At 68.2% G+C, this 24,336-nt stretch carries 25 protein-coding genes; 20 read left to right on the top strand and 5 right to left on the bottom strand.

All coding sequences use genetic code 11. The features are described from left to right. Window positions 1-14: 14 nt before the first annotated feature. Entirely contained in the window at window positions 15-1,214 is a 1,200-nt protein-coding gene (gene ampC / locus ACREYQ_RS24580; RefSeq protein ID WP_432260599.1) for a class C beta-lactamase, read from the bottom strand. Window positions 1,215-1,461: 247 nt separating this feature from the next. Here ampC and phnC point away from each other — a divergent pair, with 247 nt between their 5' ends. The 4 genes from phnC (at window position 1,462) to ACREYQ_RS24560 (ending at window position 4,758) form a co-directional block, all read left to right on the top strand. Beyond that, on the top strand, window positions 1,462-2,316 hold the full coding sequence (gene phnC / locus ACREYQ_RS24575) for a phosphonate ABC transporter ATP-binding protein (protein ID WP_432260598.1): 855 nt from the start codon (window positions 1,462-1,464) through the stop codon (window positions 2,314-2,316). Between the two features lie 57 nt (window positions 2,317-2,373). Further along, window positions 2,374-3,366 (top strand): phosphonate ABC transporter substrate-binding protein, encoded by a 993-nt coding sequence (gene phnD / locus ACREYQ_RS24570; RefSeq protein ID WP_432260597.1) that lies wholly within the window; start codon window positions 2,374-2,376, stop codon window positions 3,364-3,366. Window positions 3,367-3,449: 83 nt separating this feature from the next. Next, complete coding sequence (phnE, locus tag ACREYQ_RS24565) at window positions 3,450-4,262, top strand: phosphonate ABC transporter, permease protein PhnE (protein ID WP_432260596.1); 813 nt, start codon at window positions 3,450-3,452, stop codon at window positions 4,260-4,262. A 4-nt stretch (window positions 4,263-4,266) separates the two neighbouring features. Further along, window positions 4,267-4,758: an N-acetyltransferase family protein gene (locus ACREYQ_RS24560; RefSeq protein WP_432260595.1), complete on the top strand. Its 492-nt coding sequence runs from the start codon at window positions 4,267-4,269 to the stop codon at window positions 4,756-4,758. Between the two features lie 45 nt (window positions 4,759-4,803). On the opposite strand, the gene phnN is transcribed toward ACREYQ_RS24560, so the two are convergent. The 3 genes from phnN to phnF form a co-directional block, all read right to left on the bottom strand. Further along, complete coding sequence (gene phnN, locus ACREYQ_RS24555) at window positions 4,804-5,391, bottom strand: phosphonate metabolism protein/1,5-bisphosphokinase (PRPP-forming) PhnN (RefSeq protein WP_432260594.1); 588 nt, start codon at window positions 5,389-5,391, stop codon at window positions 4,804-4,806. Further along, window positions 5,388-6,107, bottom strand: coding sequence for a DUF1045 domain-containing protein (locus ACREYQ_RS24550; RefSeq protein ID WP_432260593.1), 720 nt, complete (start codon window positions 6,105-6,107; stop codon window positions 5,388-5,390). Before ACREYQ_RS24550 ends, phnN begins: the two co-directional genes overlap by 4 nt. Window positions 6,108-6,267: 160 nt before the next feature. Next, window positions 6,268-7,002 carry a phosphonate metabolism transcriptional regulator PhnF gene (gene phnF, locus ACREYQ_RS24545; RefSeq protein ID WP_432260592.1) on the bottom strand — a complete coding sequence of 245 codons (735 nt, stop codon included), beginning with the start codon at window positions 7,000-7,002 and terminating at the stop codon, window positions 6,268-6,270. Between the two features lie 178 nt (window positions 7,003-7,180). Here phnF and phnG point away from each other — a divergent pair, with 178 nt between their 5' ends. The 14 genes from phnG to ACREYQ_RS24475 all read left to right on the top strand — a co-directional run bounded on the left by phnG (window position 7,181) and on the right by ACREYQ_RS24475 (window position 19,833). After that, complete coding sequence (gene phnG, locus ACREYQ_RS24540; protein ID WP_432260591.1) at window positions 7,181-7,675, top strand: phosphonate C-P lyase system protein PhnG; 495 nt, start codon at window positions 7,181-7,183, stop codon at window positions 7,673-7,675. Between the two features lies 1 nt (window position 7,676). After that, the gene (gene phnH, locus ACREYQ_RS24535; protein ID WP_432260590.1) at window positions 7,677-8,294 is read left to right on the top strand and encodes a phosphonate C-P lyase system protein PhnH; all 618 of its coding nucleotides are present in this window, start codon (window positions 7,677-7,679) and stop codon (window positions 8,292-8,294) included. Window position 8,295: 1 nt separating this feature from the next. Next, window positions 8,296-9,420 (top strand): carbon-phosphorus lyase complex subunit PhnI, encoded by a 1,125-nt coding sequence (locus ACREYQ_RS24530; RefSeq protein WP_432260589.1) that lies wholly within the window; start codon window positions 8,296-8,298, stop codon window positions 9,418-9,420. Beyond that, window positions 9,417-10,319 (top strand): alpha-D-ribose 1-methylphosphonate 5-phosphate C-P-lyase PhnJ, encoded by a 903-nt coding sequence (locus ACREYQ_RS24525; protein ID WP_432260588.1) that lies wholly within the window; start codon window positions 9,417-9,419, stop codon window positions 10,317-10,319. Before ACREYQ_RS24530 ends, ACREYQ_RS24525 begins: the two co-directional genes overlap by 4 nt. After that, window positions 10,316-11,092, top strand: coding sequence for a phosphonate C-P lyase system protein PhnK (phnK, locus tag ACREYQ_RS24520; RefSeq protein ID WP_432260587.1), 777 nt, complete (start codon window positions 10,316-10,318; stop codon window positions 11,090-11,092). The genes ACREYQ_RS24525 and phnK overlap by 4 nt, the downstream gene beginning before the upstream one ends. A gap of 5 nt (window positions 11,093-11,097) precedes the next feature. Further along, entirely contained in the window at window positions 11,098-11,823 is a 726-nt protein-coding gene (phnL, locus tag ACREYQ_RS24515; protein ID WP_432260586.1) for a phosphonate C-P lyase system protein PhnL, read from the top strand. 25 nt (window positions 11,824-11,848) lie between these two features. Beyond that, window positions 11,849-13,066, top strand: a complete 1,218-nt coding sequence (locus tag ACREYQ_RS24510) for an alpha-D-ribose 1-methylphosphonate 5-triphosphate diphosphatase (RefSeq protein WP_432260585.1) — start codon at window positions 11,849-11,851, stop codon at window positions 13,064-13,066. A gap of 173 nt (window positions 13,067-13,239) precedes the next feature. Then, window positions 13,240-14,337, top strand: a complete 1,098-nt coding sequence (locus ACREYQ_RS24505; RefSeq protein ID WP_432260584.1) for a substrate-binding domain-containing protein — start codon at window positions 13,240-13,242, stop codon at window positions 14,335-14,337. A gap of 72 nt (window positions 14,338-14,409) precedes the next feature. Beyond that, complete coding sequence (locus ACREYQ_RS24500) at window positions 14,410-15,432, top strand: ABC transporter substrate-binding protein (RefSeq protein ID WP_432260583.1); 1,023 nt, start codon at window positions 14,410-14,412, stop codon at window positions 15,430-15,432. 119 nt (window positions 15,433-15,551) lie between these two features. Continuing rightward, window positions 15,552-16,370, top strand: a complete 819-nt coding sequence (locus ACREYQ_RS24495; protein WP_432260582.1) for an ABC transporter permease — start codon at window positions 15,552-15,554, stop codon at window positions 16,368-16,370. An 11-nt stretch (window positions 16,371-16,381) separates the two neighbouring features. Next, a complete protein-coding gene (locus ACREYQ_RS24490) occupies window positions 16,382-17,257 on the top strand; it encodes an ABC transporter permease (RefSeq protein ID WP_432260581.1) in 876 nt (291 codons plus the stop codon). Further along, on the top strand, window positions 17,250-18,308 hold the full coding sequence (locus ACREYQ_RS24485; RefSeq protein ID WP_432260580.1) for an ABC transporter ATP-binding protein: 1,059 nt from the start codon (window positions 17,250-17,252) through the stop codon (window positions 18,306-18,308). The genes ACREYQ_RS24490 and ACREYQ_RS24485 overlap by 8 nt, the downstream gene beginning before the upstream one ends. Beyond that, window positions 18,305-19,150 carry a phosphodiesterase gene (locus ACREYQ_RS24480; RefSeq protein ID WP_432260579.1) on the top strand — a complete coding sequence of 282 codons (846 nt, stop codon included), beginning with the start codon at window positions 18,305-18,307 and terminating at the stop codon, window positions 19,148-19,150. Before ACREYQ_RS24485 ends, ACREYQ_RS24480 begins: the two co-directional genes overlap by 4 nt. Before the next feature lie 215 nt (window positions 19,151-19,365). Then, window positions 19,366-19,833, top strand: coding sequence for a nuclear transport factor 2 family protein (locus ACREYQ_RS24475; protein WP_432260578.1), 468 nt, complete (start codon window positions 19,366-19,368; stop codon window positions 19,831-19,833). Window positions 19,834-19,869: 36 nt separating this feature from the next. Here the strand turns inward: ACREYQ_RS24475 and ACREYQ_RS24470 are convergent, their stop codons facing one another. Further along, window positions 19,870-20,706 (bottom strand): IclR family transcriptional regulator, encoded by an 837-nt coding sequence (locus ACREYQ_RS24470; RefSeq protein ID WP_432260577.1) that lies wholly within the window; start codon window positions 20,704-20,706, stop codon window positions 19,870-19,872. Window positions 20,707-20,834: 128 nt separating this feature from the next. On the opposite strand from ACREYQ_RS24470, the gene ACREYQ_RS24465 reads away from it, so the two are divergent. Both ACREYQ_RS24465 and ACREYQ_RS24460 read left to right on the top strand, forming a co-directional pair. Then, entirely contained in the window at window positions 20,835-21,821 is a 987-nt protein-coding gene (locus ACREYQ_RS24465) for a Bug family tripartite tricarboxylate transporter substrate binding protein (protein ID WP_432260576.1), read from the top strand. Window positions 21,822-21,894: 73 nt separating this feature from the next. Then, window positions 21,895-24,237 (top strand): cytochrome P450/oxidoreductase, encoded by a 2,343-nt coding sequence (locus ACREYQ_RS24460; protein ID WP_432260575.1) that lies wholly within the window; start codon window positions 21,895-21,897, stop codon window positions 24,235-24,237. Window positions 24,238-24,336 lie beyond the last annotated feature (99 nt).

Here is a 24,336-nt window from a genome sequence, read left to right as displayed (position 1 = left end):
CTTGCATGTCGCCGTCATTCGGACCCCGCGGCGCGGCCGCCGCCAGGCACCTCCTCCAGCACCGCCAGTATCCTGAATGCCGCCTTCACCCGCTCCGCCACCGGGAAGTTCCTGTTCGCCAGCATCACGACCCCGATGCGCTGCGCCGGCACATAGACCACATAGGCGCCAAAACCATTGGTCGAGCCGGTCTTGTTGACCAGCGTGCCGGCGGATGCGGACAGCGGCGGCTCCAGCCGGGTCACCGGGTTGGCCTCGAACACCACCTGCGGCGCGCTGCCGGCCAGTACGCTGTCGAGCCTGGCAGGCCAGGCATACATCTCCCAGGCCAGCCCCTGCACCATGTCGCCCACCCTGAAGTATCCGGTGTGGGTGCCGGCGATCGCTTGCTGCAGCCTGGCATCCAGCCCGGCGCTGTTCATGTTGGCTTCGACAAAGCGGATCATGTCTGCCGACGTGGTCTTCACGCCGTAGGCTTCGGCATCCAGCACGCCGGGTGTCACGCGGACTGGCTTGCCGTCCTTGGCATAGCCATAGGCGTAGTCGCCCATGCGCGCCTTCGGCACCGTGATATAGGTGCTGCGCAGCCCCAGCGCCGGGAACAGGGTCTTCTCCATCAGTGCATCGAACGGCTGGCCCATGCTCCTGGCGGCCAGGTAACCGAACAGGCCGATGCTGGGGTTCGAGTATTGCCGGTGGGTACCGGCCGCATACCTGGGACGCCAGTTCCTGAAGTAGTCGACCATCTTGTCCATATCGGTGACGGCATCGGGAAACTGCAGCGGCAGCCCGCCCGCCGCATACGTGCCGAGATCCAGCAGGCTGGTCTTGCCCAGGCTGCTGCCGGCAAGCTGGGGCAGGTACCTGGCTGCGTTGTCGGTAAGGGACAAGGCGCCGCCGGCCTGCGCATAGGCGGCGAGCGTGGCGGTGAAGGTCTTGCTGATGGAGCCGATCTCGAACAGCGTATCGGCGTCGACCTTGCGTCCGCCCTCCTTCGTGGCGACGCCGTAGTTGAAGTAGTACTGCTTGCCACCGGCCGTGACCGCCACGGCCATGCCCGGCACGTTGTGCGCTGTCATAACCGGGCGGATGGCCTCGTTGACGGCGCGCTCGAGCCCCGCCTGATCGACGCGGTCGGCAGCGTGGGCACTGGTGCCGCAAAGCAGGGCCGCGGCGGCGAGGGCCCAGATTCGTTTTGGGAAAAGCTTTTTCATCTCAGACACTTAGTTTTGGACGTCGCAGCCAGGAGTCGGGGCAGATGCATGCATTCGAAGCATGAGTGCGCTGGCATGGCGCAACCGGAAATCTGCCCAAAGCACGGGAATATACGAGACTTTACCGCGTGCATAACCGCCACTGGGATCACGCCGGCAGCATCTCCTGTCCGGATCGCACCCCAAGTCATCGTTCTGTCATCCACCCCGGCCAGAATGCGCAGGTCATTCAAGTCACGGAGTCGCCATGACGCACGCAATTGAAGTCCGCGGCCTTTCCAAATCGTTCCGCGCGGACCGCAAGGCGCTTGACGATGTCACGCTGCGGATCGCGCCAGGCGAGATGGTCGCTTTGCTGGGCGCATCGGGATCGGGCAAGTCCACGCTGCTGCGCCACGTGGCGGGATTTGTCACCGGCGATGCCGGCACCGGCGAGGTCCTCGTGAACGGGCGCCACGTGCAGCGCAACGGCCGCCTGGCCGGCAATGTGCGCAAGGTGCGGGGCGAGATCGGCTTTGTGTTCCAGCAGTTCAACCTGGTGGGCCGGCTTCCGGTGATCACCAACGTGCTGGTCGGCATGCTGGCCCGGGTACCCAAGTGGCGCAGCCTGCTGCGCATCTTCAGGGCCGATGAAGTCCAGAGCGGGCTCGATGCGCTTGCGCAAGTTGGTATAGACGACTATGCGTTTCAACGGGCTTCGACGCTGTCGGGCGGGCAGCAGCAGCGCGCGGCCATTGCCCGCACGCTGGTGCAGAACGCAAAGGTGATCCTGGCCGACGAGCCGATCGCCTCGCTCGACCCGGAATCCTCGCGCCGGGTGATGTCGCTGCTCAGGCAGATCAACCGCACGCGCAAGGTCGCGGTGCTGGTGTCGCTGCACCAGGTGGACGTGGCCATGCGCTACTGCCCCCGGGTGGTGGCGCTGCGCCACGGCAAGGTGGTCTATGACGGCCCCTCCGCGGCGCTCACACCCGGCATGCTGCGCGATCTCTACGGCACGGAAGCCGACGAGCTGCTGCTCGATTCCGTGCCGGAAGAAGGCGAATCCACCACCGCCATGCCGGCACCGGCGATGGTCACGATGCACCTGGCAGCCGCCTGAACGGCGGCCGATCCACCCAACCGCCTTACCCCAAACCGCTTCCCACCGGAGTTGTCCATGCTTCGCAGAACCTTTCTCGCCGTCGTGGCCTCGGGCGTGGTTGCCCTGCCCGCTTTCGCGCAGGATGCCAAGAGCCTGAACATCGGCTTTATCTCGACCGAATCGTCGTCGAACCTGAAGTCCGCCTGGCAGCCGCTGATCGACGATCTCAGCAAGACGCTGGGCGTTCCGGTCAAGCCGTTCTTTGCTTCCGACTATGCCGGCATCATCGAAGGCATGCGCTTCAACAAGGTGCAGATCGCCTGGTTCGGCAACAAGTCGGCGATGGAGGCCGTGGACCGCGCCAGCGGCGAGGTCTTTGCCTCGGTGATCGACAAGGACGGCAATCCGGGCTACTGGTCGCTGCTGATCGTCAACAAGGACAGCGACCTGAAGAGCGTCGAGGACGTGATCAGGCGCGGCAAGGATCTCAGCTACGGCGCCGGCGACCCCAACTCCACCTCGGGCACGGCGGTGCCGGGCTTCTACCTGTGGAGCGCCAACAAGGTCGATCCGAAGACGCTGTTCAAGGCCGTCCGCATCGGCAACCACGAGACCAACCTGCTGTCGGTGCTGAACAAGCAAGTGGACGTGGCCGTGAACAACACGGAAAACTTGGAGCGCTATCGCATCAACACGGGCAAGAACGCCTATGACCAGGTGCGCGTGCTGTGGAAGTCGCCGCTGATCCCGGCCGACCCGATGGTCTACCGCAAGGACCTGCCGCCGGAAATGAAGAAGAAGATCCAGGCCTTCTTCGTCAACTACGGCAAGGGCGCCGCCGCGGCGCGTGAAAAGCAGGTGCTGACCACGCTGACCTACCAGGGCTTCCGCACCGCCAGCGATGCGCAACTGGTGCCGATCCGCCAGATCGAGCTGGCCCGCGAGAAGGCCAGGATCGAATCGGACACCACCCTGGCCGCCGCCGACAAGGAAAAGCGTCTGGCCGAGGTGGGCCGCCGCCTGGCTGAGCTGGACAAGGCCGCCGGCCAGGCCACCAGCACGCAATAAGCACGCACTACCGGGGCCGACGGCGCAAGCCGCCGCCGGCCCCGCATCGATTTCGCTTCCCCCGCTTGATTCCGGATCGCTCCATGACTGTCACCGCCAGGCCCGGCCTGCCTCCCACGCCCCAAAGCAAGGTGCGCCCGCCGCGCACCTCCCTTGCCGTGATGCTGACCTGGGCGGTCCTGCTGGCCATGCTGGCCCTGTCCTGGCAAGGCGCCGACATGCGCCCGCTGGACCTGCTGCGCGACTCGGGCAACATGGCAAAGTTTGCCGCCGACTTCTTCCCGCCCGACTTCCGCGACTGGCAGCACTACCTGGACGAAATGCTCGTCACCGTGCAGATCGCGCTGTGGGGCACTGCCCTGGCCGTGGTGATGGCGGTGCCGCTGGGGCTGCTGTGCTCGGCCAACATCGTGCCGGCGTGGGCCTACCAGCCCGCGCGCCGCATCATGGACGCGTGCCGCGCCATCAATGAGATGGTGTTTGCCATGCTGTTCATCGTGGCCGTCGGCCTGGGCCCGTTTGCCGGCGTGCTGGCGATCTGGATCCACACCACCGGCGTGCTGGCCAAGCTGTTCGCCGAAGCCGTGGAGGCCATCGACCCGCGCCCCGTCGAAGGCGTGCGCGCCACCGGCGCCGGCCCGATCGAGGAGATCGTCTACGGCGTGATTCCGCAGGTGCTGCCGCTGTGGCTGTCGTTCGCGCTGTACCGCTTCGAGTCCAACGTGCGCTCGGCGTCGGTGGTGGGCATCGTCGGCGCCGGCGGCATCGGCACCGTGCTGTGGGAGATCATCCGCAGCTTCCAGTATGGGGAGACTTGTGCGGTGATGATCATCATCATCCTGTTCGTCTCGGCCATCGACATCCTCTCCGCCCAGATCCGCAAGGTACTGGTTTAACACCATGCTGACCCTGTCCCGTATTGAAACGCTGAATACCATGACGGACGCCGTGCTTGCCCTGCGCGAAGTGCGCGGTTCCGACTCGGAACTGCGGCACCTGTCCGCGCTGCTGGCAGCCATGGACGATGAACCGCCGCTGCCGCTGGCCACCATGCGCGAGCGCTACGCCACCATGCGCCGCTATCCGGACTATCGCTGCTACATGATGGTGGACGAGGACGAGGTGCCGGTTGGCACCTTCAGCCTGCTGGTATTTCCCGTGATGGTCCACGACGGGCGGCCCGAGGCCATTGTCGAGGCCGTGGTGGTGGCGCCGTCGGCGCGCGGCATGGGCATCGGCAAGGCGATGATGCGGGAAGCGATGCGCCTGGCCCGCGAGGCCGGTGCGGCCAGGCTGGCGCTGTCGTCTAACGCGCGGCGCCTGCAGGCCCATCAGTTCTATCGACAGCTGGGCTTCATCGAGCACGGCATCAGCTTCAGCATCGGGCTCTGATGGCAAGGCCAGCAGGCGGATGCTGCGCTCCACGCCCTGGCTAGCTTAAAGTTGATGCGCTGCCGATGTCGCGCCGACCAGTCGCGCGAACGCTTCCGCGGCGTTCTCCAGCGCCCCGCTGTTGTCGAATTCGACCAGCCGGCACCCTGCCGGCACGGGGAACGCCTGCGCCGCGCGCGCCAGACGCCGGGCAATCGCTGTTTCCGACTCGCGGCCACGCTGGCGCAGCCGCGAGGCCAGCACCTCCGGCCGAACGCGCACGTGCACCGCGCACAGCTTCGGGTAACGCGCCACGGCCTGCGGCAGGTACTCGCGCGAGCCGTTGACGATGACCTTCAGGCCCCTGGCCAGCCATTGCTCGATCTCGATGCCGATGCCGTAGTGCAGCCCGTGGCTGTGCCAGTCCAGCGCCAGGCAGCCGAGCGCCCGGCGGCGCCGGAACTCATCCCGGGTCAGCGCAACCGAGGCCTCGTTGGCATCGGCCTCGCGGGTGATATAGCGATGCGCGATGACGATGGGGTCGTCCTGCCGCAGGCGCTCGCGCAGCGCCCGCAGCAGCGAATCCTTGCCGCTGCCGGACGGCCCCATCACGTAGAACAGGCCGTGTCCGTCGGCCGGAGGTCGGGCCGTCATGCCGCCAGATGCGCCGCCCCGGCGCCGTCGGTGGTGCTGCCGTCGAAGCCGTAGTGGCGCGCCACGATGAAGTCATCGCCCGGTGCCGGCTGCACGAACACACTGATCCCGTCCACATGCAGCGGCGTTTCCAGCAAACGCCCACTGGCGGCACCCAAACGCTCGAGCGCGGCGGCCTGCCCGGCGGCGTCGAGCATGCCGGTCAGCGTGATATGGAACACGAACGTGCCGAACACATAGGGGTAGCCCCATGCGTCGAGCATGCGGCGCTCTTCGCCGGTCAGCTGGTCCGGCTTGCGCCGGGCAAGTTCTTCAGCGGAGGGCGGCGCGCGAAAGCGCTCGAACGCCAGCACGCAGGCATCGGCCAGTGCCTGCATTTCCGGCAAGCCGGCATCGGCCAGGCACCACGCGACAAAGCCGCGCAGCGCCCGCAATGCCAGCGGCGCGCCGAACGGCGCCAGGCCCTGCACGAAACCACGGACGGCGGCGTCAAGCATCGGCCCATCGGTGCCGTCCGCAAGTCGGAACGGCGGCTTCAGCGTGGCATGCAGGCCATAGTGCGCCGGCGCCCTGACCCAGTCGGATGGGGGCGGCGCCATGCCTTCCGGGGCGGGCAGCCGGGCGCCGGACCCGGCGTCGCGGCCCAGCCACTGGTTGCCAAAGGTGAGCAAGGGCTCGTCTGGCGAGAGGTAGATGGCGTAACGGTGCGCTGTCATGCGGCAAGCTTACCAGCGGCAAGTGGCGCCCGGCGGCGATTGCCCTGGTCTTTTGGTGGTTGTCTGCGACACATTATCGCGAGCAGATGACAGCCGGATGTCTAGACCAATGTCAGGGTCCGGCTGCCTGCACGGCGCCCCCGCCATGGTCGCCACGGCCTCACTCGCCGTCCGAAACCGTCAGTTGCACCCAGTCGCCGGCAAAGCGCACCACGCTGTACTGCACCGGCACGCCGTCGATATCGACATTGAGCGCCTCCACCTGCAGCACCGGGCGCGTCTTGGGCTGGTTCAACAGCCGCGCCACCGGCGCGCTGGGCATGGCTGCCGTGATGCGCGACCACTTGCGCGTGTAGTCCGCAATGCCGAAATGCGCCAGCGCGCGCGACACCGATTGCCTGGCGCGCAGCACCTCGTCGATACCCGGGAAGCGCTTGAGATCGAAGTAATGCTCGGCAACGTCGATGGTGCGGTCCTCGGCCTTGCCGATCATCTGCACGTGCAGGATCTCGGCCGTGCGCGGCAGCCCAAGCTGCTTGGCGACGTCCGGCGCGCGCACCACCTGGCTGTCGATGATCTCGGTATGTCCGCGCATGCCCTGCGCGGCCAGGTTCTGCGAGAACCGCGTGCGGCGCCCGATCGCGTAGTCGATCGCATGCTCCTGCACAAAGGTGCCGCGGCCCTGCTCGATCCGCACCAGCCCGCTCAGCTCCAGTTCGCCCATGGCGCGGCGGATGGTGTGGCGGTTCACGGCAAAGCGGGTGGCCAGTTCCGGTTCCGGGGGCAGTTGTTCGCCGGGCAGGTACAGCTTCTTGCGGATGTCGTCCGCCAGCGCCTCGCCAATCTGGCGCCAGACGGCCACGCCCGAACCCCGTTCCACTTCTCGATCAGACATCTTGCGCTGCCTCTTGTCATCAAGCGTTCACCAATGCCATGCGATTGTGCCTGAGTTGGCGCCCCGCGGCGCCGGTGCCCGAGCGATACCCTGCCTAGTCATGAAACATTCATCTGCATGTGGTCTAGTAGCTGCGTGTTCCAGCAACGACATCTAAACGTATAGACGTATAGGGGTGATGATGCAAAGCGAAACCGCGCAGGCTCATGCCGACCGTAGCGCCCGCGCCGCCTGGCTCCGGATCCTGGCGACCGCGCCCACCGACGCGCTCGACGGCGCCTACCAGCGGCTCGGCCAGGCACAGGCCCTGCCGGCCTACCGGCTGCTGCGCAAGCCGGAGTCCGGCATGGCGATGGTCCGGGCCCGCGCGGGCGGTACCGGCGCCCAGTTCAACCTGGGGGAAATCACGGTCACGCGCTGCGCGGTCGTGCTGGAAGACGGTGCAGCCGGCGCCACCGCGGGCGTGGCCTATATCCAGGGCCGCAGCGCCAGCCATGCGGAACAGGCTGCAGTGCTGGACGCGCTGCTGCAGCGCCCGGCCTGGCACCAGCGCGTGCAGGAGCTCGTGCTCGCGCCGCTGGCCGGCGCACAGGCCGAGCGCGCCGCGCACGCGGCGGCCACCGCCGCCCAGACCCGCGTCGAGTTCTTCACCATGGTCCGGGGAGAGGACTGAGATGACTGCCACCCAACCGATCCTGTCCGCGCCTGCCGCCTCGCTGCTGCCGGGTTTCAATAACCCGGTCGACGACGCCCAGCAGGTGTTCCGCGCCGCGCTGCAGGCGTTTGCCCATCCGGGCCGGCTGCAAACACTGCCCGTGACCAGCGGTCTGCCCGACGGCCTGTCGCCCGCGCTGGCCGCGCTGCTGCTGACGCTGGCCGATCCCGATACCCCGGTCTGGCTGCCCGCCGGCGTGCCGGCGGCGGCACGCGCGTTCCTGCGCTTTCACTGTGGCTGCCCGCTTACCGATGATGTCGGCGCCGCGGCCTTCGTATGTGTGCCCGCCGGATACGCCATGCCGGCCCTGGCGGACTGCGCGCAGGGCGACCCGGCGTTCCCGGACCGCTCGGCCACGCTGCTGGTGGAAGTCGCCTCGCTGACCAACGGCGACCCGTTCACGCTGCGCGGCCCCGGTATCGACACCACGCAGTTGCTGCGCGTGGCCGGCCTGCCCGCGGACTTCGGTGCCAGCTGGCGTGCCAACAACGCCGGCTTCCCGCTCGGCGTGGACCTGCTGCTGGCCAGCGGCGACCGCTTCTGCGCCCTGACGCGCACCACGCTGGTGGAGGAATGACATGTACGTAGCCGTCAAAGGAGGTGAACGCGCCATCCTCAACTCGTACCAGATGCTCGATGCCTACCGCCGCGGCGATACCGCGGTGCCGGAACTCACACTGGCGCAGATCCGCGAACAGATGCCGCTGGCGGTATCGCGCGTGATGGCCGAGGGCTCGCTGTACGACCCGCACCTGGCCGCGCTGGCATTGAAGCAGGCCGCCGGCGACCAGATCGAGGCGATCTTCCTGCTGCGCGCCTACCGCACCACGCTGGCGCGCTTCGGCTACACCCAGCCGGTCGATACCGGCGCGATGCGCCTGCAGCGCCGGATCTCGTCCACCTTCAAGGACGTGCCGGGCGGCCAGGTACTGGGGCCGACCTACGATTACACCCAGCGCCTGCTGGATTTCTCGCTTGAAGCCGGCCGCGATCCCGAACCGCTGCCGCCCTCGCCCGAACCCCTCGCCGCCAGCATGCCGCGCGTGACCGGGCTGCTGGAAGCCGACGAACTGGTGGAGGCCGACGCGATCCCCGCCGGCGACCCCACGCCGCCCGACCTGACGCGCGAGCCGCTGTCCTTCCCCGCCAGCCGCGCCGCGCGCCTGCAGAACCTGGCGCGCGCCGACGAAGGCTTCCTGCTGTCGATGGGCTATTCCACCCAGCGCGGCTACGGCAACTCGCACCCGTTCGCGGCCGAGATCCGCTACGGCACGGCCGAGGTCGAACTGTTCGTGGAAGAGCTTGGATTTGCCGTCACCATCGGCGAGATCGAACTGACCGAATGCCAGATGGTGAGCCAGTTCGCCGGCAATGCCGACGAAGCCCCGCGCTTCACGCGCGGCTACGGGCTGGTGTTCGGCTACAACGAGCGCAAGGCCATGTCGATGGCGCTGGCCGACCGCGCCATGCGCGCCGAAGAGCTGGGCGAAGCCGCCGACGCCCCGGCCAATGACATCGAATTCATGCTGTACCACAGCGACAACGTCGAGGCCTCCGGCTTCGTGCAGCACCTGAAGCTGCCTCACTACGTGGACTTCCAGGCCAACCTGGAACTGCTGCGCCGGCTGCGCGCGGACCAGGATGGTGCCGTGCCCGCTGCCGTCCAGACGCAACCGCAGACGCAAGAGGAGACCCTGGCATGACCTCCGCCCAGGCTACGCAGTCCACGGGCATTGCCCGCGACGACCATTACAACTTTGGCTACCTCGACGAGTCGACCAAGCGCATGCTGCGCCGCGCGCTGCTCAAGGCCGTGGCGATTCCCGGCTACCAGGTCCCCTTCGGCAGCCGCGAGATGCCCCTGCCCTACGGCTGGGGCACCGGCGGCATCCAGGTGACCGCCGCCATCATCGGCAAGGATGACGTGCTCAAGGTGATCGACCAGGGTTCGGACGACACCACCAACGCCATCAATATCCGCCGCTTCTTCGGCCGCGTCACCGGCGTGCAGACCACCGAGCGCACCGCCGAGGCCAGCATCATCCAGACCCGCCACCGGATCCCGGAAAGCCCGCTGCGCGCGGGCCAGACCATGGTGTTCCAGGTGCCGATCCCCGAGCCGCTGCGCTGGCTGGAGCCGAGCGAGGGCGAGACCCGCACCATGCACGCGCTGGCCGAGTACGGCGCGATGCACGTCAAGCTGTACGAGGACATCGCCCATCACGGCCATATCGCCACCACCTACGACTACCCCGTGATCGTCAACCAGCGCTACATGATGCGGCCGTCGCCGATTCCCAGGTTCGACAATCCCAAGCTCGACCGCAGCCCCGCGCTGATGCTGTTCGGCGCCGGGCGCGAGAAGCGCGTCTATGCGGTGCCGCCATACACCGAGGTCAAGAGCCTGGACTTTGCCGACCACCCCTTCACCGTGGAAAAGTGGTCGAGCTGCTGCGCCCAGTGCGGGGCCACCGACAGCTACCTGGACGAGATCATCACCGACGACGCCGGCACGCGCCTGTTCGTGTGCTCGGACACCGAATACTGCGCCGACCGCCAGGCGGCCCAGGCCGTCAAGACCGCTGCCGGGGGTGCCCGATGAGCGCTACCCCGCTGCTGTCGGTGCGCAAGCTGACGCGCACCTGGGACGGCCTGCACGGCTGCCATGATGTCAGTTTCGACCTGTACCCGGGCGAGGTGCTGTGCGTGGTGGGCGAATCGGGCTCGGGCAAGAGCACGCTGCTGCAGGCCTTGTCGATGCAGGCCCCGGCCCAGCGCGGCAGCGTCAGCTACGACATGCGCGAGTCCGGCCTGACTGACCTGGCCACGCTGTCCAGCGCGCGCCTGCGGCTGCTGGCCCGCACCGACTGGGGCTTCGTGCGCCAGCACGCGCGCGACGGCCTGCGCATGCAGGTCAGCGCCGGCGCCAATATCGCCGAGCGCCTGATGGCCGTGGGCGAGCGCCACTACGGCAACCTGCGCGAAGTCGCCGGCAACTGGCTGGAAAAGATGGAGATCGACCTGGCGCGCCTGGACGACGTGCCGGGCACCTTCTCCGGCGGCATGCAGCAGCGCCTGCAGATCGCGCGCAACCTGGTCACGCACCCGCGCCTGGTGTTCATGGACGAGCCCACCGCGTCGCTGGACGTGTCGGTGCAGGCCCGCCTGCTCGACCTGCTGCGCCGCCTGGTGGCGGACCTTGGCCTGGCCGCCGTGCTGGTCACGCACGACCTGGCCGTGGCGCGGCTGCTGGCGCACCGCACGCTGGTCATGCAGGGCGGCCGCGTGGTGGAGCAAGGCCTGACCGACCAGATCCTCGACGATCCCCAGCATCCGTACACGCAGTTGCTGGTCTCTTCCATCCTGCAGGGCTGACGACGATGCACGCAGAACACCCCCGGAAACTGGTCGAGGTCCGCGGCCTCGGCAAGATGTTCACGCTGCACAACCAGGGCGGCATCCGCCTGCCGGTGCTGCGCGCGATGGATTTCGATGCCGCGCGCGGCGAATGCCTGGTGCTGTCCGGGCCGTCCGGCACCGGCAAGAGCACCCTGCTGCGCTGCCTGTACGGCAACTACCTGGCGACCGAAGGCAGCATCCGCCTGCGCGATACCAGCGCCGAGGGCGAGCCGTGGGTCGAACTGACCGATGCCCCCGAACAGCGCGTGCTGAGGCTGCGCCGCGACGTGATCGGCTATGTCAGCCAGTTCCTGCGCGCGATTCCCCGCGTCGGCGCGCTCGACGTGGTGGCCGATCCGCTGCGACAGCGCGGCGCCAGCCATGAGGCAGCCCGCGCCCGCGCGTCCGAACTGCTGGCGCGCCTGAACCTGCCGCGCCGCCTGTGGGACCTGCCGCCGGCCACCTTCTCCGGCGGCGAGCAGCAACGCGTGAATATTGCGCGCGGCCTGATCGGCGGCCACCCGATCCTGCTGCTGGACGAGCCCACCGCCTCGCTGGACGCCGACAACCGCGCCGTGGTGGTTGACCTGATCCGCGAAGCCCTGGCCGAAGGGCGCGCGCTGATCGGCATCTTCCACGACGAAGCCGTACGCGATGCCGTTGCCACGCGCCTGCTGCCGCTGCAACCCGCCACCGCACTTGCCTGATTCGAATTCCAGAACGGAGCCGGACATGTCTGCTACCTACCTGACCCACGCCACCCTGGTGCTGCCGGACCGCGTGCTGCACGACAGCGCGCTGCTGATCACGGATGGCCGCATCGCGGCCATCGAACCGGCACCCGCCGCCGTGCCCGCCCACGCTACCGTGATCGACCTGCATGGCCACACCGTGATGCCGGGCCTGGTCGACGTGCATTGCGACGCCATCGAAAAGGAAGTCGAGCCCCGCGCCAGCGTGCTGTTCCCGCTGGACTTTGCCGTGGCCCAGGTCGACCGCCGCAACGCCGCGGCGGGCATCACCACGCCGTACCACGCGCTGTCCTTCGCCGGCAACCAGTTCGGCGTGCGCAATGTCGAGACCGCGGCCGCGGTAGTGCGCACGGTAGCCGCATATCGCAGCCACAGCCTGGTCGACAACCGCATCCACTGCCGCTACGAGGTCACCGATGCCGGCGCGGTGCCGGTGCTGGAAGCGCTGATGGCCGAGGGCGTGGTCGACCTGCTGTCCGTGATGGACCATTCGCCGGGCCAGGGCCAGTTCAAGACCATGGACGCCTACCTGGCCTATATGATGGGCAACCACGGCATGAGCCGCGAGCAAGCCGCCGACGCCGCCCAGAAGAAGGCCGCCGCGCTGGAGGGCGCGCATGAGCGCGTCAACCGGCTGGTGGCCAGCGCGCATGCGCTGGGCATTCCAACCGCCAGCCATGACGACGATTCGCCGCAGCGCATCGCCGCCATGCAGGCGCTGGGCGTGCGCATGAGCGAGTTCCCGATCAACCTGGAAACCGCGCAAGCCGCGTGCGCCCACGCGCTGCCGACCATCCTGGGCGCCCCCAACGTGCTGCGCGGCAAGAGCCAGAGCGGGTCGATGCGCGCCATCGACGCAATCCACGCCGGCGTGGGCAACATCCTGTGCTCGGACTACCAGCCGTCCACGCTGATCGCCGCCGCATATGCGGCCGCGCGCCTGGCCGACCTGCCGCTGAACGAGGCGCTGGCGCTGGTCACCGCGAATCCCGCCGATGCCTGCCAGCTGGACGACCGGGGCCGCCTGGCGCCGGGACTGCGCGCGGACGTGATCGCCGTCTCCGGCGTGGCTGGGCAGCCGATGGTCACGCATACCTGGTCCGGCGGGCGGCTGGTGTTTGCGGCGGGGTATCCGTCGGTGCGGCACGTGGGGGACACCCCTGTGCCGCGCGAGACCGCGCTGCGGGAAGTGGCCTAGGCAGCCGGATCCTAGACGCGGGCGCGGCGGCGCCCTCCCACCCGGATGTCATCCTCCTGTCATCCACCCCACTCAGAATGCCGTCCAGACAGGGTGCAGGCACCCGTCCGCCAGCCGCCTTCTGCGGCAGTGCAGCGACGGAATGCCTTGACGCCCGCTTTTTTCCGCCTTCAATGAAAACGTTTTCATCCGGAGCTGCAAGCGTGAATCGCAAGGATCCTGCCGGGGCCAGGCCCGATACGACGGCTGGCGCCACCCTGATCGACGTGGCGCAAGCCGCGCGGGTGTCGCTCGCCACCGCTTCGCGCGTGTTCAGCAGCCCGCACCTGGTGCGCGACACCACGGCCCAGCGTGTGCGCGAGGCGGCGCTGCGGCTCAGCTTTCGCCCCAACCTGCTGGGCAGCAAGCTGCGCGCCCAGCAGACCCGCATGATCGGCGTGATGCTGCCGACGCTGGAAAACGCGGTGTTCGCCGAGTGCTGGCACGGCATCGAGGAAACCGCGCTGGCGGGCGGCTATTCGCTGATGCTGGTCACCAGCGGCTACGAGCCGGCGCGCGAACGCGAGCGCGTGGAATACCTGTTGCGCCATCGCGTGGACGGCATGGTGCTGACCGTGGCCGATGCGGCGCGCAGCACGGTGCTGGATCAACTCGACGCCGAGGGCGTGCCCTACGTGCTGGCGTACAACCAGGCCGGACCGCGCAGCCGGCGTCATTCAGTATCGGTGGACAACCGGCGCAGCGCCTGCGCCGGCGTGGAGGCCCTGATCGCCGCCGGGCACCGCCGCATCGCCGTAGTGTCGGGCGCCTTTGTCGCCTCGGACCGCGCGCGCCAGCGCTTTGCCGGCTATCAGGACGCCATGCGCGCGCACGGGCTGAAGCCCGCCGCGCCAGTCTGCCTGCCATCGCACACCGCCAGCAATGCCGGACAGATCGGCGCGCTGGTGCGGGCAAACGATGCGCCCAGTGCCTTTTTCTGCACCAATGACCTGCTGGCCATCGGCGTGATCTCCGACCTCCGGCGCCTCGGCCTGAGCGTGCCGCGCGACATCTCCGTGCTGGGCTATGACGGCATCGCGCTGGGCAACGTGGTCGAACCGCCGCTGGCCACCGTCGTGCAACCCAATGTGGAGATCGGCGCCGGCGCCGTCGGCCGGCTGCTTGCCCGGCTGCACGATGGCGGACGCGCCTCGGCGGCGCTGCCGCGCGTCACGCTGCTGCCGCACGCGCTGCGCGTCAACGGCACCGTGGCCGCCCCGCCGTCACCATAACCGCGCCGAATCGCGCCTGACCGCCTGCGCATGCTGCATTCCCCACCGCTGTCCCCAACCAAGGAGCCTCTCATGCAACCTATTCCTTCCTGGCGCCGCCCGCTGCGCTGGATTGCCCTGGCGCTTGGCGCCGCCGCGTTCAGCCAGGGCGTGGCCGCCCAGACCGCGATCTGCTACAACTGCCCGCCCGAATGGGCCGACTGGGCGGCACAGATCCGCGCCATCAAGGAAAAGACCGGCGTTACCGTGCCGCTGGACAACAAGAACTCCGGCCAGTCGCTGGCACAGCTGGTCGCCGAGAAGGCCAGCCCGGTGGCCGACGTGGTCTACTACGGCGTGACCTTCGGCATCCAGGCCAGGAAGGACGGCGTGACCGCCGCCTACAAGCCTGCCCACTGGGCCGACATTCCCGACGGCCTGAAAGACCCGCAGGGCAACTGGTTCGCCATCCATTCCGGCACACTGGGCTTCATGGTCAATGTCGACGCGCTGCGCGGCAAGCCGGTGCCGCAGTCATGGGCCGACCTGCTCAAGCCCGAGTACAAGGGCCTGGTCGGCTATCTTGACCCCGCCAGCGCCTTCGTCGGCTACGTAGGCGCAGTGGCGGTCAACCAGGCCATGGGCGGCACGCTCGACAACTTCGGCCCGGCCTTCAAGTATTTCAAGGACCTGCAGAAGAACCAGCCGATCGTGCCCAAGCAGACCGCCTATGCGCGCGTGCTGTCCGGTGAAATCCCTATCCTGCTCGACTATGACTTCAACGCCTATCGTGCCCGCTACAAGGACCACGCCAATGTTGCCTTCGTGATTCCCAAGGAGGGCTCGGTGGTGGTTCCCTACGTGATGAGCCTGGTCAACAAGGCGCCGCATGAGGCCGAAGGCCGCAAGGTGCTCGACTTCGTGCTGTCCGACGCCGGCCAGGCGCTGTGGGCCAACGCCTACCTGCGCCCGGTGCGCGCCGGCGTGGTGCCCAAGGAAGTCCAGGCGCGTTTCCTGCCGGCCACCGAATACGCACGGGCCAAGGCGGTGGACTTCGGCAAGATGGCCGACGTGCAGAAGGCGTTCAGCGAGCAGTACCTGAAGGAGGTGCGCTGACAAGTGCGCTAACGACTGGCGATGTGGTTTCCCGCCTCATGGTTGTCTCCCCGCAAGCCGGGAGACAACCGGGCGGCTCAGCCAGGCCATCGCCCACCGCCCATCACCCCGTCACTGCCATGACAAACCGATCCCCCTCCCTCTTCCTGTTCGCCTTGCCGGCACTGGTGGTCTTCCTGGCCTTCTTCTGCCTGCCGATGGCGCGGCTCCTGGCGGTCAGCATCAACGGCGAGCAAGGCGCGGGCGTGTACTGGACCGTGGTCTCCAGTCCGCGCTACCTGCACAGCCTGCTGGTCACCGTGCTGCTGTCGGCCGCCGTGACGCTGGCCACGCTCGTGATTGCCGGCATTGCCGGCACCTTCCTGCAGCGCAACGCGGTCCCTGGCAAGTCCGTGCTGGTGGCCATGCTGACCTTTCCGCTGGCGTTTCCCGGCGTGGTGATCGGCTTCATGGTCATCATGCTCGGTGGCCGCAACGGCCTGCTGGCCATGGTCGGCGACAAGATCGCCGGCGAGCGCTGGACCTTTGCCTACGGCCTGGCCGGGCTGTTCGTCGGCTACCTGTATTTTTCGATCCCGCGCGTGATCCTGACGGTGATGGCGGCCGTGGAGAAGCTCGACGCCTCGCTGGAAGAAGCGGCCCGCTCGCTGGGCGCCAGTCCCTGGCGCGTGGTGCGCGACGTGATGCTGCCCGCGCTGATGCCGGCCATGATCTCCAGCGGCGCGATCTGCTTTGCCACCAGCATGGGCGCGTTCGGTACCGCCTTCACGCTGGCCACGCAACTCGACGTGCTGCCGCTCACCATCTACAACGAGTTCACCAACTACGCCAACTTCGGCATGGCCGCCGCGCTGTCCATCCTGCTGGGCACCGTCACCTGGGCCTTGCTGGCGGTCGCGCGCTGGTTCTCCGGCGACGCCGTGGCTGCGACAGCCTAGGAGCCAACCCTATGACCCCAAACCATCGCCGCCCCGGCTACTGGCTGCAACTGGCGCTCACGCTGGCGGTCTGCGCCTTCATGACCGTGCCGGTCGTGCTCTCCGTGCTGGCTGGCCTGACCAACAATATCTTCGTCGGCCTGGAAAGCGGGCTGACCACGCGCTGGCTCGTGGAAGTCTGGTCGCTCTATCGCAATACCATCTTCCTGTCGCTGCTGATCGCGCTGGCCTGCCTGGCCTGCACGCTGGTGCTGGGCGTGCCGGCCGCCTATTGCATGGCGCTGCGGCGCAACCGCGTCACCCGGCTGATCGAGGAATTGCTGATGCTGCCGGTGGCCGTTCCGGGGCTTGCGACCGCGCTTGGCCTGATCCTGCTCTACGGCACCTGGCAGGCCCTGCGCACGAGCTGGGTGTTCATCCTGATCGGCCACGTGTTGTTCACCCTGCCCTTCATGGTGCGTTCGGTGCTGGCCATCCTGTCCGCCATCGATATCCGCACGCTCGAAGACGCGGCGGCCAGCCTTGGCGCCAGCCGCCTGCAGCGCTTCTTTACCGTGGTGCTGCCCAATTGCCGCCAGGGCATCCTGGCCGGCGCGCTGATGGTGGTCACGCTGTCGGTGGGCGAATTCAATCTGACCTGGATGCTGCACACGCCCACCACGCAGACGTTGCCGGTAGGCCTGGCCGACAGCTATGCCTCGATGCGGCTGGAGATCGGCTCGGCCTACACCATCGTCTTCTTCGTCATGATCATTCCGCTGCTGGTGCTGATGCAGGCGCTCAGCGCGCTGGGCGCGCGTTCCCGCAAGCATGTTCCCGAAGCGGCGCACGCCCCAGCTGTTGCCGCCACGCCGGCCAACCCTCATACCGAGACCCGCCATGCATGAACCCACCACCATCAGGCTGCGCGATTGCGGCAAGACCTTTGCCGACGGCACGCTGGCGCTGCAGCCGCTGGATCTCGACATCGGCGCCGCGGAAACCGTGGTGCTGCTGGGCCCGTCCGGCTGCGGCAAGACCACCACGCTGCGCATCATCGCCGGGCTGGAGTATCCCGATGCGGGCGGCGAAGTCTGGTTCGGCGATACCCGCGTGACCGCGCTGCCGATCGAGCAGCGCGGCGTGGGCATGGTGTTCCAGAGCTACGCGCTGTTCCCCAACATGACCGTCTCCGAAAACATCGGCTACGGGCTGCGCGTGCGGCGCGTAGACGCCGCCACGCGCCGCCGGCGGGTTGACGACATGCTCGCGATGATGCATCTCGAACCCTTTGCCGACCGCCGCGTGGACCAGCTCTCGGGCGGCCAGCGTCAGCGCGTGGCGCTCGCGCGCGCCATTGCCGTGCAGCCGCGCGTGCTGCTGCTGGACGAGCCGCTGACCGCGCTCGACGCCAAGCTGCGCGACGCCCTGCGCGCCGACATCAACCAGTTGCTGCGCAGCCTGGGCATCACCGCCGTCTATGTCACGCATGACCAGGCCGAGGCCATGGCGCTGGGCGACCGCATCATCGTCATGGACAAGGGCCGCATCGCGCAGACGGGCACGCCGCAGGATATCTACCGCGCGCCGGCCAATGCCTTCGTGGCGGATTTCATCGGCACCATGAACCGGCTGCCCGCCTCCGCCGAAAACGGCGCCTGGCGCGTGCCTGGCGGCGTCGTGCCCCGGGCGCACGAATCCCCGCTTGCGCCGCGCGCCGACCTGATGTTCCGCCCCGAAGACGTGGCGCTGGTGGAGGCGGACAACGCCCATCTGCACGGTAGCGTGGTCACGGCCCTGTTCCTTGGCAACTGCACGCGCCTGCTGGTGGAAGTCGGCGCCGCCGCGCCGCTCATCGTCGACACCACGCGCCGCGACAACTGGCGCGCCGGAGACCGCGTCGGCCTGCGCATCGACACCGGCCACCTCATCACCCTTCCTGAAGCCCTGGCAGCATGAACACCGCCCCCTACCTGGTCGCCCACATCACCGACCTCCACATCAAGGCCGGCGGCAAGCTGTCGTACCGGCTGGTTGACACCGCCGGCTCACTGCACCGCTGCATCGACACCCTGCTGGCGGCCCCGCAGCAGCCCGACACGGTGATCGTCACCGGCGACCTGGTCGACTTCGGCGCCGAAAGCGAATACCAGTTCCTGCGCCAGATCCTGCAGCGGCTACCCATGCCCGTGCGGCTGCTGCCGGGGAACCACGACAGCCGCGGCGCGCTGCGCCGCGTCTTTGCCGATCACGACTACCTGTTTGCCACCGGCAGCGGCGAAGACCCGGTGCACTACAGCATCGACGCGGGCCCGCTGCGGCTGGTGGCCTTCGACTGCACCGTACCTGGCCAGCCCGGCGGGCGCGTCGATCCGGCCGCATTGCCGTGGCTGGATGCCGCACTGTCTGCCGACCCGGCCCGCCCCACCCTGCTGTTGCTGCACCATCCGCCGTTCTTTACCGGCATCGGCCACATGGACGAGCAGGGCCTGGCCAACGCCGACGCGCTCGAAGCCATCGTGCGCCGCCACCCGCGAGTGGAACGCGTGCTGTGCGGCCATCTGCACCGGCACATCACGCGCCGCTTCGGCGGCACGGTCGCGATCACCGCGCCCGGGCCGGCGCACCAGGTGGCGCTGGACCTGGACCCGCAGGCGCCCTCGCGCTTTCGCATGGAGCCGCCCGGCTACCTGCTGCACTGGTGGCATCCGGCGCACGGACTGGTGACGCATGCGGCAGCGATCGGGGACTATGGGGCAGCGCATCCGTTCTTTGACGCGCAGGGCAAGCTGATCGACTAGCGGTGACGCTTTGGCAGGTTGTCATCGGAGCGGATGTTCCGCGCGAGGCGCTGCGTGAAACGGCATAAGCGGGCGGGCCGCCGTGATTCGGCTTGCACTGCCCGACACTAGCGCGCCTCGTCCCTTTAGGGTATGCGCAGACAGGGGCTCCGTCCCTAGTATCGGGCAGGCGGCGCGAGTTGCCACTGCATGTCAATCCATGAGGGGCAATCGGAATGAGCTATAGCGCCTTAGAAATAGCCAATCTTCTTTATCGTTATGCGGAGTTGATGGACAGTGGCGATTTGTCCGGCGTCGCCGCTCTGTTCAGGAATGCGAAGCTGAAGAGCGCCGGCAGCGACGTCTTGCGGGATGAAGTCAGCATGCTCGACCAGTGGCGGCGCCATGTCCGAATCTACCCGTGCGGCACGCCGCGCACAAAGCACGTCATTACCAACCCAATCATCGAAATCGACGAAGCAGCCGGTAGGGCGAGGTGCCGATCCTATTACACGGTTCTTCAGGCAACTGACACGCTGCCATTACAGGTGGTCGCGGCCGGACGCTACCATGATGAATTCGAGCAGACGGACGGCCGTTGGCACTTCTCCTACCGGGACTATTCCCTCTTTGACCTGCAAGGCGACCTGAGCCAGCACCTGAACCTGCCGGCGCCGGCAGGCGGGCGGGTGGAAGCCATCTGAACACGGCGAGCTTCGCGTCCTGGCTGAGGCACCGGGTCAAGCCGCTGGATTGAACCCCAGCGCTGCACTGACCGCGCGCGCCTCGCGCCGCACGGCGCTGCCGATGGGCCCGTCGATCGCGGGATCGAAGCCGCCGGTGGCGCCCAACGCGGTCAGCACCGCGCACACGCGTCCGGTGTAGTCGCGCACTGGCGCCGCCACGGCGCTGATGCCGGTCAGGTTGGTGTCGCGCACCCAGGCGCAGTCGTCGGCCTGCACCGCGCGGCGCAGCGTGCCGATGGGGTCGCTGGCATCGAGCGACGCCAGCCGCGCCGGGCTGGCCGCGGCCAGTTCTTCCTCGGCCTGCGCGTGCACGCGTTTCTCATCTAGCAGCCCCAGGAACACACGCCCGGTGGCCGACCACAGCAGCGGCATCACTGAGCCCGCGCGCACGTTCACCGTCACCGGCAAACCCGGTTCTTCAAAGCGCATGATGGTCGGCCCCTTGTTGCCCATCACCGCGACAAAGCAGGTAACTTCCAGCGCTTCACGCAGGCGCACCAGCGAGGCTTCGGCCAGCCGGATCGGGTCGGCCTGGCGCATCGCCGCCATGCCGATCTGCAGCGCCTCGAAGCCCAGGTGGTACTGCTGCGTACCCACCTCCTGCGCCACAAACCCTTCTTCCACCAGGCTCACCAGGTACCGGTGCACCTTGGCCGGGCTTTCGTCGATGTGCGCGGCCAGCGCGGTCAGGCTGGCGCGCCCGCCCAGCCGTGCCAGCCCCTTGAGCACGGCCATGCCGGTGACCGCCGATTGCACACGCTGGCGGCGTTCGCGCGTGCGCGGCGCATCGGTGGGCGCGCTGGCAGGATCGGAGGCTTTCGTTCGGAGCATGACGGATCCGGGGAATGGGTCACTTCAAGGTTAACCCGCATTCAATCATTACGCAATGCGTATATGATTTACGCAAAACAGAAACACCGGTGCGCAACACCGGGCTGACCAACAAGGAGACAAGCCCCATGCCTCACCCCGTCCTCAAGCGCCTGGCCACCGGCGCCCTGGCCTTGCCGATGCTGGCCGCGATCCCGGCGCACGCTGCCGGTACCTACCCCGCCAAGCCGATCCGCTGGATCGTCCCCTATGCCGCCGGCGGCGGCTCGGACTTCCTGGCGCGCACCATCGGCCAGGGGCTGTCGGCCAAGGTCGGGCAGCCCGTGGTGGTGGACAACAAGCCCGGCGGCAATACCGCCATCGGCGCGGCCGAGACGGCGCGCTCGGCCGCCGACGGCTATACCGTCCTGTCGGCCGACAACGGCACGATGGTGTTCAACCCCGTGCTGTACAAATCGCTTTCCTATAACCCAGGCAAGGACCTGGCTCCGGTGACGCTGCTGGGCCGCTTCCCGATGATCCTGGTGGTGGGCGCGGCCAGCCCGGCCAAGAGCGCCAAGGAATTCATCGCCCAGACCAGGGCCACCCAGGGCGGCATCAACTACGGCTCCGCCGGCGCGGGCAGCCCGCACCACCTGGCGATGGAGTTGCTGAAGGTGGAAGCCGGCCTGTCGATGACGCATGCCCCGTACCGCGGCGCCGCGCCGGCGCTGTCGGACGTGGCCGCCGGGCAGGTCGCCGCGATGATGGTGGACTACGCCGCCGGCGCGGGCTTTATCAAGGGCGGCAAGGTGCGCGCGCTGGCCGTGGCCAACGCCACCCGCCTGCCGCAACTGCCTGACGTGCCGACCTTCGCCGAACTGGGCTACCCGCGCGTGGAAGCCGCCGCGCTGGTGGGCATGGTGGTGCCGGCCGGCACGCCGCCGGAGGTCATTGACACGCTGAACAAGGACGTGGTCGCGGCAATCCGTGAGCCCGCTGTCAACAAGCGGCTGGTGGACTTCGGTGTGGAGCCGGTGGGCAACACGCCGGCGCAGTTCAGCGAACTGCTGCGCAGCGAGTCCACCCGCTGGACCAGGCTGATCCGCGACCTGAAGATCACGCTGGACAACTGAGTTCCGGCAAGCGCATGACCCAAGCCCGTCCGGCATTGCCCGGACGGCAGAGTTTCAGCCAGGAGTACGCAGCATGGCCACCCCTTCCCCCAACGCCGCCCGCGGCGGCTGCCCCATCGACCACAGCGCCTTCGCCGCCCCCACCGGCTGTCCGGTCAGCCACAACGCGGCGGCGTTCGATCCCTTCGGCGACGGCTACCAGCAGGACCCGCCGGCATACGTGCGCTGGTCGCGCGAGCAGGAACCGGTGTTCTACAGCCCGAAGCTGGGCTACTGGGTGGTCACGCGCTACGACGACATCAAGGCGATCTTCCGCGACAACCTTACCTTCAGCCCGTCGATCGCGCTGGAGAAGATCACGCCTACCGGCGACGAGGCCAATGCCGTGCTGGCCACCTACGGCTATGCCATGAACCGCACGCTGGTCAACGAGGACGAGCCCGCCCACATGCCGCGCCGGCGCGCGCTGATGGCACCCTTCACGCCCGCGGAACTGGCACACCATGAGCCCCTGGTGCGCCGCCTCACGCGCGAGTACGTCGACCGCTTTATCGACGATGGCCGCGCCGATCTGGTCGACCAGATGCTGTGGGAAGTGCCGCTGACCGTGGCGCTGCATTTCCTGGGCGTGCCCGAAGAGGACATGGACCTGCTGCGCCAGTACTCCATCGCCCATACCGTCAACACCTGGGGCCGTCCCAGGCCCGAGGAACAGGTGGCGGTGGCGCATGCCGTCGGCAACTTCTGGCAACTGGCTGGCCGCATCCTCGACAAGATGCGCGAGGACCCGTCCGGCCCGGGCTGGATGCAGTACGGCCTGCGCAAGCAGAAAGACCTGCCCGAGGTGGTCACCGACTCTTACCTGCATTCGATGATGATGGCCGGCATCGTGGCCGCGCACGAGACCACGGCGAACGCCTCGGCCAACGCCATCAAGCTGCTGCTGCAGCATCCGGATGCGTGGCGCGAGATCTGCGAGGATCCGTCGCTGATCCCCAACGCGGTCGAGGAATGCCTGCGCCACAACGGCTCCGTCGCCGCATGGCGGCGGCTGGTGACGCGCGACGCCGAGGTCGGCGGCATGCGCCTGCCGGCGGGCAGCAAGCTGCTGATCGTCACGTCTTCCGCCAACCATGACGAGCGCCATTTCGCCGATGCCGACCTGTTCGACATCCGCCGCGACAACGCCAGCGAGCAGCTCACCTTTGGCTACGGCTCGCACCAGTGCATGGGCAAGAACCTGGCGCGCATGGAGATGCAGGTCTTCCTGGAAGAACTGACGCGCCGGCTGCCGCATATGCGCCTGGCAGAGCAGACCTTCACCTATGTGCCCAACACCTCGTTCCGCGGCCCTGAGCACCTGCTGGTGGAATGGGACCCCGCGCAGAACCCCGAGCGCCGCGACCCGGCCCGGCTCGACGTGCACCAGCCGGTGCGCATCGGCGAGCCGTCCGCCCACACCATCGCGCGCACGGTGGTGGTAGAGCGCGTCAGGTCCGCCGCCGACGGCGTAGTGCGCCTGCGGCTGACGGCGCCGGACGGCAAGCCGCTGCCGCGCTGGGCGCCGGGCTCGCATATCGACGTGGAATGCGGCGATACCGGGCTGTCGCGCCAGTATTCGCTGTGCGGCGATCCGGAGGATGCCGGGGCGCTGGAGATCGCCGTGCTGCGCGACCCCGACAGCCGCGGCGGCTCGGCCTGGGTGCATGGCAGCGTGAAGGCCGGCGACCGGCTGCGCATCCGCGGGCCGCGCAATCACTTCCGTTTCGATGAAGGCTGCGGGCGCGCCATCTTTATCGCCGGCGGCATCGGCATCACGCCGGTCAGCGCGATGGCGCGGCGCGCCCGCGCGCTTGGCATCGACTACGAGTTCCACTACTGCGGCCGTTCGCGGCAGGCCATGGCGATGCTGGATGAACTGCAGGCCCTGCATGGCGCACGGCTGCATGTCCATGCCAGCGACGAAGGCCAGCGCGCCGACTTCGGCAAGCTGCTGGCGCAGCCGGACCCGCGCACCCAGATCTACGCCTGCGGCCCGCAGCGCATGCTGGACGCACTGGCCGACTACTGCGCGGCGTGGCCGGAAGACGCGCTGCGCGTGGAGCACTTCGTATCGAAGCTGGGCACGCTGGATGCGTCGAAGGAACAGCCCTTTACCGTCGAACTGAAGGACTCCGGCCTGGTCATGGAAGTGCCGGCCGGCCAGACCCTGCTGGGCGCGCTGCGCGGCGCCAATATCGACGTGCAAAGCGATTGCGAGGAAGGCCTGTGCGGGTCCTGCGAGGTGCGCGTGCTGGCCGGCCAGGTCGACCACCGCGACGTGGTGCTCACGCGCAGCGAGCGTGAGGCCAACCAGCGCATGATGGCCTGCTGCTCGCGCGCCTGTGGCGGCAGCCGGCTGGTGCTGGAGCTCTGAGCAACAGCCCCGTCAGGCGGTGGGCCAGTTCGCTGGCATGCCGCCGCCGGCAGGGCAAGCCACCGTTGCGCCGTAGGACAACGCCTGACAACGGCGGCA

Origin of the sequence: Cupriavidus sp. TMH.W2, from assembly GCF_050847365.1 — a bacterium.
Lineage (GTDB): Bacteria > Pseudomonadota > Gammaproteobacteria > Burkholderiales > Burkholderiaceae > Cupriavidus.
This window is presented reverse-complemented; position numbering and strand designations above follow the sequence as displayed.